The organism is Sphingomonas endolithica, assembly GCF_025231525.1.
GTDB classification, from domain to species: domain Bacteria; phylum Pseudomonadota; class Alphaproteobacteria; order Sphingomonadales; family Sphingomonadaceae; genus Sphingomonas; species Sphingomonas endolithica.
In genome coordinates this window covers 3385717-3399302 of record NZ_CP103057.1, presented here as the reverse complement: position 1 = coordinate 3399302, position 13586 = coordinate 3385717, and the positions used below count along the sequence as shown (strand labels likewise).

12 protein-coding genes and 1 riboswitch are annotated in these 13586 nt (G+C 67.6%); of the genes, 7 read left to right on the top strand and 5 right to left on the bottom strand.

What is annotated here, in order from left to right; translation table 11 throughout:
• The first annotated feature begins 8 nt into the window (after positions 1-8).
• Together NV382_RS15970 and smc are read left to right on the top strand one after the other, a co-directional pair.
• Positions 9-743 (top strand): DsbA family protein, encoded by a 735-nt coding sequence (locus NV382_RS15970; RefSeq protein WP_260597698.1) that lies wholly within the window; start codon positions 9-11, stop codon positions 741-743.
• A 10-nt stretch (positions 744-753) separates the two neighbouring features.
• Complete coding sequence (gene smc, locus NV382_RS15965) at positions 754-4152, top strand: chromosome segregation protein SMC (RefSeq protein ID WP_260597697.1); 3399 nt, start codon at positions 754-756, stop codon at positions 4150-4152.
• A 233-nt stretch (positions 4153-4385) separates the two neighbouring features.
• Here the strand turns inward: smc and NV382_RS15960 are convergent, their stop codons facing one another.
• Positions 4386-5579, bottom strand: a complete 1194-nt coding sequence (locus tag NV382_RS15960) for a hypothetical protein (protein ID WP_260597696.1) — start codon at positions 5577-5579, stop codon at positions 4386-4388.
• 195 nt (positions 5580-5774) lie between these two features.
• Here NV382_RS15960 and NV382_RS15955 point away from each other — a divergent pair, with 195 nt between their 5' ends.
• The 4 genes from NV382_RS15955 (at position 5775) to NV382_RS15940 (ending at position 9350) form a co-directional block, all read left to right on the top strand.
• On the top strand, positions 5775-5909 hold the full coding sequence (locus NV382_RS15955) for a hypothetical protein (RefSeq protein WP_260597695.1): 135 nt from the start codon (positions 5775-5777) through the stop codon (positions 5907-5909).
• Positions 5910-6021: 112 nt separating this feature from the next.
• Positions 6022-7269: a putative DNA modification/repair radical SAM protein gene (locus NV382_RS15950; RefSeq protein ID WP_260597694.1), complete on the top strand. Its 1248-nt coding sequence runs from the start codon at positions 6022-6024 to the stop codon at positions 7267-7269.
• 90 nt (positions 7270-7359) lie between these two features.
• Positions 7360-7845 carry a hemerythrin domain-containing protein gene (locus NV382_RS15945; protein ID WP_260597693.1) on the top strand — a complete coding sequence of 162 codons (486 nt, stop codon included), beginning with the start codon at positions 7360-7362 and terminating at the stop codon, positions 7843-7845.
• Between the two features lie 101 nt (positions 7846-7946).
• A complete protein-coding gene (locus tag NV382_RS15940; protein ID WP_260597692.1) occupies positions 7947-9350 on the top strand; it encodes a UdgX family uracil-DNA binding protein in 1404 nt (467 codons plus the stop codon).
• Between the two features lie 15 nt (positions 9351-9365).
• Here NV382_RS15940 and NV382_RS15935 read toward each other — a convergent pair whose 3' ends face one another.
• Positions 9366-10124, bottom strand: coding sequence for an energy transducer TonB (locus NV382_RS15935; protein WP_260597691.1), 759 nt, complete (start codon positions 10122-10124; stop codon positions 9366-9368).
• A gap of 106 nt (positions 10125-10230) precedes the next feature.
• Here NV382_RS15935 and NV382_RS15930 point away from each other — a divergent pair, with 106 nt between their 5' ends.
• On the top strand, positions 10231-10863 hold the full coding sequence (locus NV382_RS15930; RefSeq protein ID WP_260597690.1) for a DedA family protein: 633 nt from the start codon (positions 10231-10233) through the stop codon (positions 10861-10863).
• Here NV382_RS15930 and NV382_RS15925 read toward each other — a convergent pair.
• From NV382_RS15925 to NV382_RS15915, 3 genes are all read right to left on the bottom strand, one after another.
• Positions 10860-11552 carry a DJ-1/PfpI family protein gene (locus NV382_RS15925; RefSeq protein ID WP_260597689.1) on the bottom strand — a complete coding sequence of 231 codons (693 nt, stop codon included), beginning with the start codon at positions 11550-11552 and terminating at the stop codon, positions 10860-10862. The genes NV382_RS15930 and NV382_RS15925 overlap by 4 nt on opposite strands.
• Positions 11553-11572: 20 nt before the next feature.
• A riboswitch (ZMP/ZTP riboswitch) is annotated at positions 11573-11653 on the bottom strand.
• A complete protein-coding gene (locus NV382_RS15920; protein WP_260597688.1) occupies positions 11640-13109 on the bottom strand; it encodes a hypothetical protein in 1470 nt (489 codons plus the stop codon). It overlaps the preceding riboswitch by 14 nt.
• 36 nt (positions 13110-13145) lie before the next feature.
• Complete coding sequence (locus NV382_RS15915; protein WP_260597687.1) at positions 13146-13553, bottom strand: hypothetical protein; 408 nt, start codon at positions 13551-13553, stop codon at positions 13146-13148.
• Between the last annotated feature and the right edge of the window lie 33 nt (positions 13554-13586).

Genomic DNA, 13586 nt, shown 5'->3' with positions numbered 1-13586 from the left:
AGCCCGACATGAAGCTTCGTATTGCCTGCGCCATCCTGCCGCTGATCGCGCTCGTCGCCTGTGGCGATGGCACCGCCACCAACAACGGCACCGCCGCCGCGCCGGTCGCCGCCGCCCCTGCGCCTGCCGGTCAGGACTGGACCCAGACGGTGTCGCAGACGGAGGAAGGCGGCTTCGTGATGGGCAATCCCGCCGCCGCGCTCAAGCTCGTCGAATATGGCTCGCGCCTGTGCCCGACCTGCGGCGCGTTCGCCAATACCGGCATGAAGCCGCTGATCGACACCTATGTGAAGAGCGGCAAGGTATCGTACGAGTTCCGCGAATATCTGGTCCACGGCGCGCCCGATTTCGCGCCGGCGCTGCTCGGCCGCTGCGCCGGCACCGCGGTGTTCTTCCCGTTGCTTGAACAGATGTTCGCCGCCCAGCCCCAGATCCTGACGAAGATGGAGGATGCCGGCCAGTTCCAGCAATCCATGGCGGGCAAATCGCCGGCCATCGTCTCCGTCGCCTGGGCCGAGAAGCTCGGCTATATCGATTTCGTCAAGCAGCGCGGTATTCCCGAGGCCAAGGCACGCGCCTGCCTGTCCGACCAGAAGCAGATCGAGGCTCTGGTCAAATATATGGACGCCGGCTCGCAGATGGGCGTCAGCGGCACGCCGACCTTCTTCCTCAACGGCAAGGTCCTGCAGGGCGCGGTCAGCTGGCCGCAGGTCGAACAGGCGCTGAAGGGCGGCGGGGCGTAACCCCTAGACTGTGCAGATCAAGCGGCTTCGCCTGTCGGGCTTCAAGAGCTTCGTCGACGCCGCCGATCTGCGCATCGAACCCGGGCTGACGGGGATCGTCGGCCCGAACGGGTGCGGCAAATCGAACCTGCTGGAGGCGCTGCGCTGGACGATGGGCGAGACGTCCGCCCGGTCGCTGCGCGGCGCCGGCATGGACGACGTGATCTTCGCCGGCACCGCGACCCGGCCCGCGCGCGAGTTCGCCGAAGTCTCGATGCTGATCGAGGACGACCAGGCGGAGGAGACCGAGATCGTCCGCCGGATCGAGCGCGGCGCGGGATCGGCCTACCGCATTGATGGCCGCGACGTGCGCGCCAAGGATGTCGCCTTGCTGTTCGCGGATGCCGCGACCGGCGCGCATAGCCCGGCCCTGGTCAGCCAGGGCCGGATCAGCGCGGTGATCGCCGCCAAGCCCGCCGAGCGCCGCGCGATGCTGGAGGAAGCGGCGGGCATTGCCGGGCTGCACGTGCGGCGCCGCGATGCCGAGCAGAAACTCCGCGCGACCGAGGCGAACCTCACGCGGCTCGACGAGGTCATCACCGATCAGGATGCGCGCGCCGCCGCGCTCAAGCGGCAGGCACGACAGGCGGAGCGCTACCGCACCTTGTCCGATCAGATCCGCGTTGCGGAGGCGCGGATGATCTTCGCGCGTTGGCGCGATGCGGCCGCCGCCGCGGACGTCGCCAAGATCGAAGCCGCGGCGGCCGAGACCCGCGTCGGCGAGACTGCGGAGGCACAGCGTGCGGCGGCGGCTTACCAGCAGCAGGCGATCGACCGACTCGCCGATGCGCGGGCGGCGGCACTCGCCGCACGCGATACAACGAGCGAGGCGGGGCATCGGCTGACCACCTTGCGGGCCGAGCGCACCGATATGGATCGGCAGTTGCGCACGCTCGCCGACAGCATCGCGCGGCTGGCCGACGATCGCGACCGCGAGGGTGCACTGGCGCATGACGCCGCCGACGCGCTGGCGCGGCTGGCGGCGGACGCGAAGACGCTGGAGCTGCGCATCGCCGACGCGGCCGGGCAGATGCCGACGATGGATGCCGCCTTGGCCACCGCGGAGCGCGAAGGGCGCGATGCCGAGGTCGCGCTGGCACAGGGACTGACGGCACAAGCGAGCGAAGCCGCCGAAGCGCGTGTCGCGGCGGCAGCGGTGGCGGCGGCGCACACGCGGCTGGAGCGCAGCACGCGCGATCTGGCGCGTCTCGAAGCGGAAGCGGCGGCGATCGGCGACACCGCACCGCTGCTGGCCGAGCGCGCGCGGGCGGTGGCGGCGCGCGTCGAGGCGCTGGCCGAGGCGGACGCGGCCCGCACCGCGCTGGCGGCGGCGGATGCAGCGGAACGCCGCGGCGGCGAAGCCCGCGACACCGCGCAATCGGCGCGCGCCGCCGCCCGCGCCGATCTGTCCGCACTCGACAGCGAGGCCGCAGCCTTGCGCCGCGCGACGCAGAGTTCCGGTCGCGACCGGGTGCTCGATCGCCTGCGTGCAGAGCCCGGCTACGAACGCGCGCTTGCCGCCGCCTTGGGCGACGACCTGGAGGCCGGCCTCGATGCCGGCGCCGACCGCTTCTGGGGCGGTGCCGAGGCCGCGGCGGCCGATCCGCCCGCTCCGTCCGATGCGACCATTCTGGCCGGGCATGTCGCAGCACCCGAGGCTCTCGCGCGGCGGTTGCGCCAGGTCTTCGTCGTCGACACCGATCGCGGCCAGCAACTGGCCGTCGGCCAGCGCCTGGTGACTCGCGACGGCGTGATGCGCCGCTGGGACGGCTTCATCGCCAGATCGGGTGGTGCCGCGGCGGCGGAGCGGCTCGAGCGGCTCAATCGCCTGCGCGAGATCGATGCGATGCGGCCTGCGATGATCAGCGCGGTCGAGCAGGCGGAGGCGGAGCTCGGCCGGATCGATGGCACGATCGCCGAGGCCAAGCGGCTCGCGGCCGAAGCGCGGCGATCGCTGGAGCGGGCGGAGAGCGCCATGCGCGAGGCCGCCCGGGCGGAAGATCGCGCCGCCACCGCGCTGGAGCGGATCGAGCGCCTGCGCGCCGATCTCGATGTACGGCGCGACCGCACCACCGCCGAGTTGACCGAAGCGCGCGGCGATGCCAATCGCGCCGCTGCAGCGCAAGCCGCGCTTCCCGCCGGCGATGCGACGTGCGACCGCGTCGTCTTGCTATCTACCCAGGCCGAGGCGCGGCGGAGGATGATCGCCACCGCGCGTGCCGATCGTGCGGCGCTGGAGCATCGCCTGGCGCAGGACCGCGATCGCCTGGCCAGCGGATCGGGCGAGGCAAAAGGCTGGCGTGCCCGCGCCGGGGAAGCCGCGCGGCGGATCGCCGACATGGACAAGCGCGCAGCGGGCCTCAAGCGCGATGCGGAAGCGCTGGCCGACCGGCCCGCCGCGCTCGATGCGGCGATCGCCGCGCTGGAAGCGACGCACGAGGCGGCTCGCGTCGAGGCGGACCGCACGCGGGAGGCTGAACGTGCCGTGGAAGATCTCGTGCGCGAGACCGAGGCGGTCGCACGCACCGCCGGCGAAGCGCTGTCGCAAGCGCGCGAGGTCCGCGCCGGTGCCTTGGCCCGCGCCGAAAACCAGGAATCGCGGCGCGTCGAAATGGGCCGCCTGTCGGGCGAACGCTTCGCCTGCCCCGCCCCGGTGCTGCCCGAACGGCTGAACTTCGCCGCCGAAACGGTGCGCGGCCCGGTCGACGAGTCGAGCGTGCATGAGCGCCTGACCGCGGAACGCGAACGGATCGGGCCGGTCAATCTGGTCGCCGAACGCGAACTGGCCGAGCTGGAAGCGGCCAGCAGCGGCAACGCCGCCGAGCGCGCGGAACTGGGCCTTGCGGTGCATCGGCTGCGCGGCTCGATCGGCACGCTCAACCGCGAGGGGCGGCAGCGGCTGCTCGCCGCGTTCGAGGCAGTGAACGGGCATTTCGGACGGCTGTTCACCAAATTGTTCGACGGCGGGCAGGCGCATCTCGAACTGATCGATTCAGACGATCCGCTGGAGGCGGGGCTGGAGATCATGGCCCAGCCGCCGGGCAAGCGGCTACAGTCGCTCACCTTGCTGTCGGGCGGCGAACAGGCGCTGACGGCGGTCGCGCTGATCTTCGGCCTGTTCCTCACCAACCCCGCCCCGATCTGCGTGCTGGACGAGGTCGATGCACCGCTCGACGACGCCAATATCGAGCGCTTCTGCGGCCTGCTCGACGCGATGACGCACGAGACGAAGACGCGCTACCTGATCGTCACGCACAATGCAGTGACGATGAGCCGCATGCACCGCCTGTTCGGCGTGACGATGATCGAACAGGGTATTAGCCGGCTGGTCTCGGTCGACCTGCAGCGCGCACAGGATCTGGCGGCATAGAGCATGATGCTCTCTCTCTTGATCCGTTCGTGACTTCTACCCGTTCGTGCTGAGTAGAGACCGAGTAGCCCGCAGGGCGTATCGAGGGCTCGTATCGAAGCACCTTGGAGCGCGGTATCGCCTGCCCTCTCGATACGCGCTTCGCGCTACGCGATGCCTGTCCTGAGCGCCTGCCCTTGCAGGCAGTCGGAGGGGCTACTCAGGACGAACGGGGATTAGTTGGCCCAACATCATCACACTCTAGCCACCCAGGCCGGCGCCGGCTGGCGCAGCGCGGCGACGATGATCCACAACATTGCCGCGCCCCGCAAAGCCGCCGCGATGGCGATGTCGGTGGTCGTTGCCGATGGCGTGCGCCCCTCCATCCCGGCGAACATCCAGAACTCGGCGAAATAGGCCGCCACATCGCCCAATGCGAACCACAGCAACGGCCATAGCCGATAGCTGGTCAACACGAGCATGGGGTACAGCCACAGATCGAATTGCGGCGAGTAGACCTTGTTGGTGAGCAGGAACCACGCGAGCACCGGCGTGAACAGCAGCCACAGATGGTCGCGGTGCCGCCGCCAGCCAAAGCCGACGATCGCCGCTGCCCCGATCGCAAAGGCGGCGAAGCTCGCCATGTTGCGGAGCGGGATCGGCGTGTTCCGCACCCCGAACGTGGCGAGCAGTTCCCAGACCGATGCGGCCGTGCCGCTGCGTGTGCCGGAGAAAGCGTAGAATTCCGACCAATTGGCAAAGGCCAGCCACGCGACCGGCAGGTTGACCACCCCCCAGGCGAGGATCGCGGCGAGCGCCAACGACGCGCTGGCGAGCAAGCGGTCGCGCCACGCCGCATCGCGCCGGAACAGCGCGGCCAGACCGATCAGCGGCAACATCAGCACCGGGAACAGCTTGGCCGCCGTGCCGATCGCGGCGAGTTGCACCGCCCTCGTCGCGGCGCCGCGCCGCGCCGCGAGCATTGCCGCCACTGCCAGCGCCACCGCCAGCATGTCCCAATTATGCCCCAGATACAGGATCAGCGGGGGCGCGGCGGCCCAAGCGTACCGCCGCAGGCGCTCGACCCCGGCGCGTTCCATGAACCACAAGACGAGGAAGGCGATCGCGGCGTTGACGGCGCTGACCACGAACAGGAAGTCGGCGGCATCGGCAGCAGAGCCGCGCACCAGCCGCGTGATCGCGCCTTCGATCCAGATCAGGGCGCCGGTCAGCACCGGATATTCCATCCGTGCCTCGAAATAGGGCATCTGCCCTGCCGCCACGCCGCGCAACCCCCAGAACGGCACCGCATCGCTGTAGCACCCGCTGGTATATTGGATGCCGTTCACCCAGGCTTCGCCGCAATGCGCCTTGAAGATATAGCCGAGCAGGCAGGTGATCCCGAGGACGATGTACGGCACGCGCCGGCTATGGTCGGTCTCGTTCATCGCCATCCCCAATCATTCGGTTCGTCACTCCGGCGGCTTCCGCTGCCCCGCCCATCTTCGTACTCCCCTTGCGGCACGGCAGACCCCGGAACAAGTCCGGGGTGACGGCTGGAGGCGACCCGAGCCTTATTCATTTCCCACACGGAACAACCTTTCCGGCTGCCGGTTGATCCTCGCACAACCAGGGAGACCATCATGTCCGAGATCAACAGCGACGAACGCGTCGTCGTCGCCAAGAGCAGCTTCAACATCGCCAACATCATCCTCGCCATCACTGTGCTGATCGTGGCGCTGGGCGTGCTCAAATATTTCGGCATGCTGCCGTTCTGAAGGTGACCGACCCTGCCGGTAAGCCGGCGGGGTCGATCGGCTGGCGCGGTCCAAAGCCGATGTAAAACAAAGATTATTCGACTTTGCCCGCGTTGGAACATATACCGAACGCATGGCTCAACTCGACGTACAGCAAAAGCTCGCAATCCTGGCCGACGCGGCCAAATACGATGCGTCTTGCGCCTCGTCGGGGACGGCGAAACGTACCTCGCGCGACGGCAAGGGAATCGGCTCGACCGATGGCGGCATGGGCATCTGCCACGCTTACGCCCCTGATGGACGATGCATCAGCCTGCTCAAGATCCTGCTGACCAATTCCTGCATCTTCGACTGCCATTTCTGCATCAACCGCAAGAGCAGCAACGTGCGCCGCGCGCGCTTTACCGCGCAGGAGGTCGTCAACCTCACGCTAGCATTCTATCGCCGCAACTATATCGAGGGCCTGTTCCTCTCCTCCGGCATCATCGCCTCGTCCAACTATACGATGGAACAGATCGTCGAGGTCGCACGCAGCTTGCGCGAGGATCATCAATTTCGCGGCTACATCCACCTGAAGACCATCCCGGATGCCGATCCGGAACTGGTGCATCAGGCCGGCCTGTATGCCGATCGCGTGTCGATCAACGTGGAACTCCCCACCGCCACCGGATTGAAGCGGCTCGCTCCCGAAAAGTCCGAAGTGCGGATCGAAGACGCGATGAAGGACATGAAGACCGCGATCACCGATACCGGCGACGCCAGCAAGCGCTACAAATCCGCGCCGCGCTTCGCACCTGCCGGGCAATCGACGCAGATGATCGTCGGCGCCGATGCGGCAACCGACGGCGATATCGTGACGAAGGCATCGTCGCTGTACGACCGATTCGGGTTGCGCCGCGTCTATTACTCGGCCTTTTCGCCGATCCCCGATGCCAGCGCGATCCTGCCGCTCCAGCGCCCGCCATTGATGCGCGAACATCGGCTGTACCAGTCGGACTGGCTGATGCGCTTCTACGATTACAAGCCGGCGGAAGTGGTCGCTGCGGCCGACGAATCGACCGGCATGCTGCCGCTGGATATCGACCCGAAACTTGCTTGGGCGCTTAAGTTTCGCGGCAACTTTCCGGTCGACGTCAATCGCTCGCCGCGCGAGATGCTGCTGCGGGTGCCCGGGCTGGGTGTGAAGGCGGTCGGCAATATCCTTGCGGCGCGGCGCTGGCGCCGGCTGAGCCTGGCCGATGTCGGACGGCTCACTGCCTCGATCACGAAGGTCCGCCCTTTCCTGATCGCGGACGATTGGCGGCCCGTGGCGCTTTCCGATCGCGCCGACCTGCGGCCGGTCGTGGCGCCCAAGAAGGAGCAATTGGAGCTGTTCGGGTGAGCTGCGCCGTCGCCTACAGGTGAAAGCGATTCGCAACAGAAACAACCTGGCGGATGAGCGGTTCAAACCGATACTTCACAGGAGCTCAATATGGCCGACGCCCGCATCTTCGCCGACCTCAAGGCCGATCACGACCGCCACCGCGAACTGCTCGCGCAGATCGCCAGCACTGCCGCCGGCGACGCCGAACGCGACCGGATGTTCGACGTGTTCCGCGTCGAAGTGTCGGCTCATGCCGCTGCCGAGGAAGAATCCCTGTACGCAATGATGCTCGGCAAGCCCGATCTGCGCGACGATGCTCGCCACTCGGTTTCCGAACACAAGGAAATCGACGATTTTCTGGGCGAATTGAGCGATCTAGATTCGTCCAGCGACACGTGGCGCAAGACGTTCGACAAGATGCGCCACCGCTACGAACACCATATCGGCGAGGAAGAGGAAGAGATGTTCCCCGCCGCCGCCGAGGAATTGTCGGACGCGGAAGAGGCGAAACTTGCCGAGGTGTTCGAGGAGCGCAAGCCCAAGGAACTGGAACGCGCCGAGGCCGAACCCGCCGGTAGCGACGAGCGCGAGTGAGCGTTATCCGACAGCGTCATCCCAGCGCAGGCTGGGATCGCGACGGGTATGCGCCGCGCCTACCCCACGAAGCCCCCAACCAAGGCTGTGGTAACGGCTAGGTGCGGCTAGTAACGCTCACCGAAGACGACGATTTCGACGGCTGGCGCGACGCCGCCCGCGAAATGGTGGCTGCGGCCGTCCCGCCATCGGACGTGGTGTGGCAAGTCGGCGAAGGTCCCGGCGATCTATTCGCGGGCAACGACAGCGACGATACGCCCGCTGCCCCAGCCGCAAGCGGCGGCTTTTCCGTCCCCCGTGCCTTCCTCGATCTCGCGCGCAGCGTCGTGCTGCACAGCGATCCGACGCGCTTCAGCTTGCTCTACACATTGCTCACGCGGCTACGTACCGAACCCAAGTTGATGGAGGATCGCGCGGATCCGTTGCTCCGCCGGCTGGACCTGCTGGCCAAGGATGTACGCCGCGACATCCACAAGATGCGGGCGTTCCTGCGCTTCCGCGAACTGGACGAGGGCGGCACGCCACGCTTTGTCGCCTGGTTCGAGCCCGATCATCATATCGTGCGCGCCAATGCCGGCTTCTTCATCGATCGTTTCGCCAGCATGCGCTGGTCGATCCTGACGCCGGCCATCTCGATCCACTGGGACGGCAAGAAACTGGAGCAAGGACCGGGGGCGGCGAAGAGCGATGCACCGGGCGGCGATCCGATCGAGGATGTGTGGAAGACCTATTATGCATCGATCTTCAATCCGGCGCGCGTGAAGGTCGGCGCGATGCTGAAGGAGATGCCGCGCAAATATTGGAAGAACATGCCCGAGACCGCGTTGGTACCGGGCCTGATTGCCGGCGCACAGGCACGGGAGAGCGGCATGATCACGACCGCACGCGAGGCAGTGGGCGGCAATATCGAACTGGCCTGGGAAGCGCTGCGCGACGAAGCCGCTGGCTGTACCCGCTGCCCGTTGTACAAGGACGCGACGCAAACCGTGTTCGGCGAGGGTCCGGTCGATGCGCGGCTGATGTTCGTGGGCGAACAGCCCGGCGATCAGGAGGATCTGGCCGGCAAGCCGTTCGTCGGGCCGGCAGGCCAAGTGTTCGACCGGGCGATCGCCGAGGCGGGGATCGATCGCGCACGGGTCTACGTCACCAATGCGGTGAAGCATTTCAAGTTCGAACAACGCGGCAAGCGACGCATCCATTCCAAGCCCGGCGCGGGCGAGATCGAGGCATGCCGCTGGTGGATCGACCAGGAACGGATGCTGGTGAAGCCGCAGGTAACGGTGGCGCTGGGCGCGACAGCGGCGCGATCGCTGCTCGGGCGGGTGGTGACGATCGGGCGCGAGCGCGGCCGCGCGATCGAATTGCCCGATGGCGGTGGGGAAGCGTGGATCACGGTGCATCCGAGCTTCCTGTTGCGGCTGCCCGATGAAGCGGCACGCGCGCAGGAATATGCGCGCTTCGTCGAGGATCTGCGCATGGCGGCGGGGCGCGTGAGCGCGGCCTGACGTCCATCGAGCGCTTCAAGGAGCCTCCTCGTCGTCGTCGATCACCCAGACATGGTCTTCCTCCACCACCGAACTGATCGGCCGGCCGCCAGCATCGGTGCCTGGCTGATAGCGGAAGCGTTTCGTGACGAGGAGGCAAGTGACCGCGTCGAGATCGACATTGCCGCTGGAGCGCGTCACGCGACAATCCTGCGCGCGGCCCTTCACCGTCACGACATAGCGCACCCAGACGGTGCCGCCGATCCCTGCGCGCGCCGCCGAGCGCGGATAGTCGCGATCGTAGATCCGCCCGGATACCTTGCGCGCGAAGGTGCCCCGGCCGCCGCCGCCCTGCCCGGTGCCGAAGCCACCGCTGCCGGTACCCTGCCCGACCCCGCCGCCGCCGGTGCCCGGACCGACGATCGGTGCGGCACCGGCCGATGCCGCGCTGCCCAATCCGGCGATCGGCGCGGCGAGGACCGGCGGCGGGTCGGGCGGTGGCGGTAGCGTCGGTGCGACGATCTCCGTGGGAACCGCCTGCTTGCCGGCCGGCGCAGCCGCACCGCTCCTGCGCGGATCGGCCGCTTTCGGCGCCGGTTTCGGTACACGCAGCGGCGGGGGGGGTGGCGGCAGGGTCACGTCGAACACCTGCAGCGCTTCGCTCGCTTGCGCCACGAGCGCAGGTGCCAGCCCGGTGACCAGGACATAGCCGATCGCGAGATGCACCAGCACCACGCCGCCTGCGGCGGTCATCCGGTCGCGGCGTGGACCGGCGGGGGCATATCGATCGCTCACCTTGCCGTTATTGCTCCGTCATGCTGAACATCGCATGGCCCGCCCCAAAGGGCACACGACGTTTTCGCCTTCCCTTCGGCGAGCGCATCGCGCATCCACCGCGCCCATGATCGAACATATCCTGGGCATCCTGGCCGGCTTCACCATCTGGGTCATCTCGAGCGGCGGCTATCTTGGCATCGCGCTGCTGATGGCGATCGAATCGGCGTGCATCCCGCTGCCGTCCGAGATCATCATGCCGTTTGCCGGGTATCTGGTCTCGACCGGCCATTTCGATCTGTACCTGGCGGCAACCGCCGGCGCGATCGGCTGCAACCTGGGGTCGATCCCGGCCTATGAACTGGGCAAGCGCGGCGGCCGGCCGGCGATCCTGAAATGGGGCCGCTACGTGCTGATCGGCCCGGGCGAGCTGGACGCGGCCGATCGCTTCTTTGCGCGGTTCGGCAATTCCGCGATCCTGATCGGACGGCTGCTGCCGGTGATCCGCTCGTTCATCGCCTTTCCGGCCGGCGTCGCGCGCATGAAGCTGGTGCCGTTCCACGTCTATACGTTCGTCGGTTCCTGGCCATGGTGCTTCGGCCTCGCCTGGGTCGGCATGGTGCTGGGCAACAAATGGAACAGCGACCCGCGCGTCAAAGCGGCCTTCCACAGCGCGGACGCGATCATCGGCGTGGTGCTGGTGGCCGCCATCGGCTTCTACATCTGGCACCGCGTGCACGGCATGAAGGCGCGCCCCTAGGTCATTCGGCGTAGCGCTTCGGCCATCCGCTCGGCGCGCCGAGCAGACGCCGTGGCGCTCATCTCGGCATGGCGCTCCAGAGTCGCTGCGTCGGCGCGCTCGGGCGAACCGCTGTCGAACGGCGGTTGTGGATCATATTCCAGGCTGAGCTGTACCAGCCGGGCATGCGCTTCGCCGCGGATCGCCGCCGTAAGCGCCAGTGCGAAGTCGATGCCCGCCGTCACGCCGCCGCCGGTGACTCGGTTGCGGTCGAACACGATCCGCTGCTTGACCGGCACGGCACCGAACCCGGCGAGATACTGATGCGCCGCCCAGTGCGTCGTCGCCTGGTAGCCGCGAAGCAACCCGCCGGCGCCCAAGAGCAGCGCGCCCGTGCAGACGCTGGTAATCCACGTCGCGCCCGGCGCGACCCGGGCAACCCAGGCCATCGTCGCCGCATCCAGCAGCGCATCATCGACACCCTGCCCGCCCGGCACGCACAGAATGTCGGGCTGCACCGCATCCGCGAACGTTGCGGTGGGCAGCAAAGCGAAACCGGCATCGCTCATCACCGGCTCCCGCGTCGCGGCGACCAGATCGATCGTCGTATTGCCAAGCCGTGCGAGCACCTGCGCCGGGGCCGTCAGGTCGAGTTGCGTGACATTGGGGAACAGCAGGAAAGCCACGCGGATCGGGGATAGTTCAGGCATGCGAACACTCCTTCGTCATCGAGGGGTGCCCAGGCGAACGGCGCTGCTCAGGGTCGGCGCTTCCTTGTGGTGATCCACGTTCGCCAGTCACGCGACCGGCTTTATCGTATCCCCGAGCGCACGCTCCGACAAGCTCGTCGCGCGGAACAGGAACCACAAAGCGGGCACCGCCAATGTCAGGTACAGCGCCAGGCCGCGCCAGGCCGGCCAGCCCCACCAGTCGCTGGGCAAGGTGCGGATATCCAGCTGGAAGAAGCGGGTGAGGATCGGATCGTAGATCGGAAAGCGCGCGCCTGCCGGTGCGGCGATTTCCGTCGCCGCGATCACTAGGTTCAGGAAGATGCTGATGACGAGCAGCACGGTCAGCGCCCGGCGGCCGTTCCTGCCCCATTGCGCCCATAATGGTGCCAGCCCCAGCGCCAGGAACCCCATCGCCGGCATGGAGTGCCGCGGGCCGGTGGAATAGCCGCCGTTCCAGTAGAAATAGGACGCATTGTACAGCAGGACCACCAGCACCAATGCTGCCGCCATGATGCCCAGGTCACGGGTCGTCCGCGCGCGGATCAGCAGCCACAGGCCGATCGGCGCCAGCACCAGCACCGGCGCCACGAACAGCAGCCCGCGCTCCGGCCCGGCAATGATCTTCGCCAGCACGTCGGGGTGCGGATAGGTCAGGCCGAACAGCCCCTGCTGCATGCCGTCGAACCCGACCACGCCCTGATAGCCGACCCTGAACCAATCGCCGAACGCGAGGTGATTGTAGAGCGCGAACGGCAGCAGCGCGACGACGAACGGTACTGCAGCCTGGGCCACCAGGTGCAGACGCTGCGGCATCGCGACCGCTCTCGTGCGCCAGATCGCCCATAAGCCGATCACCGCACCCGGCAGGAGGGCAGGCAGTTCGACCACGATCGCCCAGCCGAGACTGGCACCGAGCATCAGCGGGTAGCGCCAGCGCGCCAGATCCTGCGCGCTGCTCGTGCCGCGCCATACCGCCCAGGTGGCGATCAGCAGCAGCGCACCGACCGGTGCATGGCCGAACAAGGTCGTCGACCATCCCCAGGCCGGGGTGCCGAGCGCATAGCCGAGTGCGGCGACCAGCCCGGCACGCGGACTGCCCGTGATCCCGGTCGCGAGATCGAGCAGCAACACGCTGGCCAGAGCGATCAGCACCGCCACGCTGGTCGCTACGGCCAATTGCTGGCGTTCGCGCAGGAAGCGGCCGAAACGCGGGTCGAAGATGCTGTACGGGTAGCGGCTGGCCTTGTCGCCGGTCAGCCGGTCGAGCGCCCAGACCGATGGCAGCGCCATCAGCGTCATGCCCGGCGTCTTGTCCATGTATAGGTGATTGCCGAACTGCGCCTTGTCGACCGTCATGGTCTCGAACTCGTCGATCGTGGCATCGCCATTTTCGACCAGCGAGACCGCCGCGAACATCCGCGTCGCATTGTTGGGGTTAAGCTCGTTCGAACCGAACCAGATGCACGATAGCCAGACGAGCATGAACAGCCCGATCGCTACGCCGTGCGGGCCGCGTACGACGGAGCTTCCAGTCATCGGTTCAAGCGATCGCCTTGCATCACCGCCGCCACGTCAGGGCAGCGATTCCTCGACCTGCTTGGTATCGGCCGCGCGCTTCTTGTTCTCGCGCCGCGTCTGGTTGGCCTGTTGCAAGAAGCAGCCGCTCGCGCCGCCGGGCCCGACCGTGGAACAGCTGCCGATACCCGACGCGCCAGCATTGTCGTTGGCGGTGGCGCGCACGGCCCAGCTCTCATTTTCGGGGGTGATCTCCAGCTCGCGCAATTCCTTGGGAATGCGGAACTGCTCGCTCGCCTTGCGCCGCACGCAGACGACCACTTCGTCGCCGTCGGGGTTGGTCGGGCATTTCTGCGTACCGTAGATCACCAGCACACCGCCCTGCGCGGCATTCTGCGCCGTCGCCGGCGTAAAGGCGGCCAGACCGATATATCCCAGCGCCGCGGCCGCGATGGCAAACTTCATGTCATTCACTCCTGTCCGCAGCACGGCATCGGC

Coding starts and splice junctions, on each gene's coding strand:
- NV382_RS15955 (WP_260597695.1), top strand. CDS start 5,775: ATGTCCGAGATCAACAGCGACGAACGCGTCGTCGTCGCCAAGAGCAGC.
- NV382_RS15920 (WP_260597688.1), bottom strand. CDS start 13,109: ATGACTGGAAGCTCCGTCGTACGCGGCCCGCACGGCGTAGCGATCGGG.
- NV382_RS15960 (WP_260597696.1), bottom strand. CDS start 5,579: ATGAACGAGACCGACCATAGCCGGCGCGTGCCGTACATCGTCCTCGGG.
- NV382_RS15945 (WP_260597693.1), top strand. CDS start 7,360: ATGGCCGACGCCCGCATCTTCGCCGACCTCAAGGCCGATCACGACCGC.
- NV382_RS15950 (WP_260597694.1), top strand. CDS start 6,022: ATGGCTCAACTCGACGTACAGCAAAAGCTCGCAATCCTGGCCGACGCG.
- NV382_RS15915 (WP_260597687.1), bottom strand. CDS start 13,553: ATGAAGTTTGCCATCGCGGCCGCGGCGCTGGGATATATCGGTCTGGCC.
- NV382_RS15925 (WP_260597689.1), bottom strand. CDS start 11,552: ATGCCTGAACTATCCCCGATCCGCGTGGCTTTCCTGCTGTTCCCCAAT.
- NV382_RS15930 (WP_260597690.1), top strand. CDS start 10,231: ATGATCGAACATATCCTGGGCATCCTGGCCGGCTTCACCATCTGGGTC.
- NV382_RS15970 (WP_260597698.1), top strand. CDS start 9: ATGAAGCTTCGTATTGCCTGCGCCATCCTGCCGCTGATCGCGCTCGTC.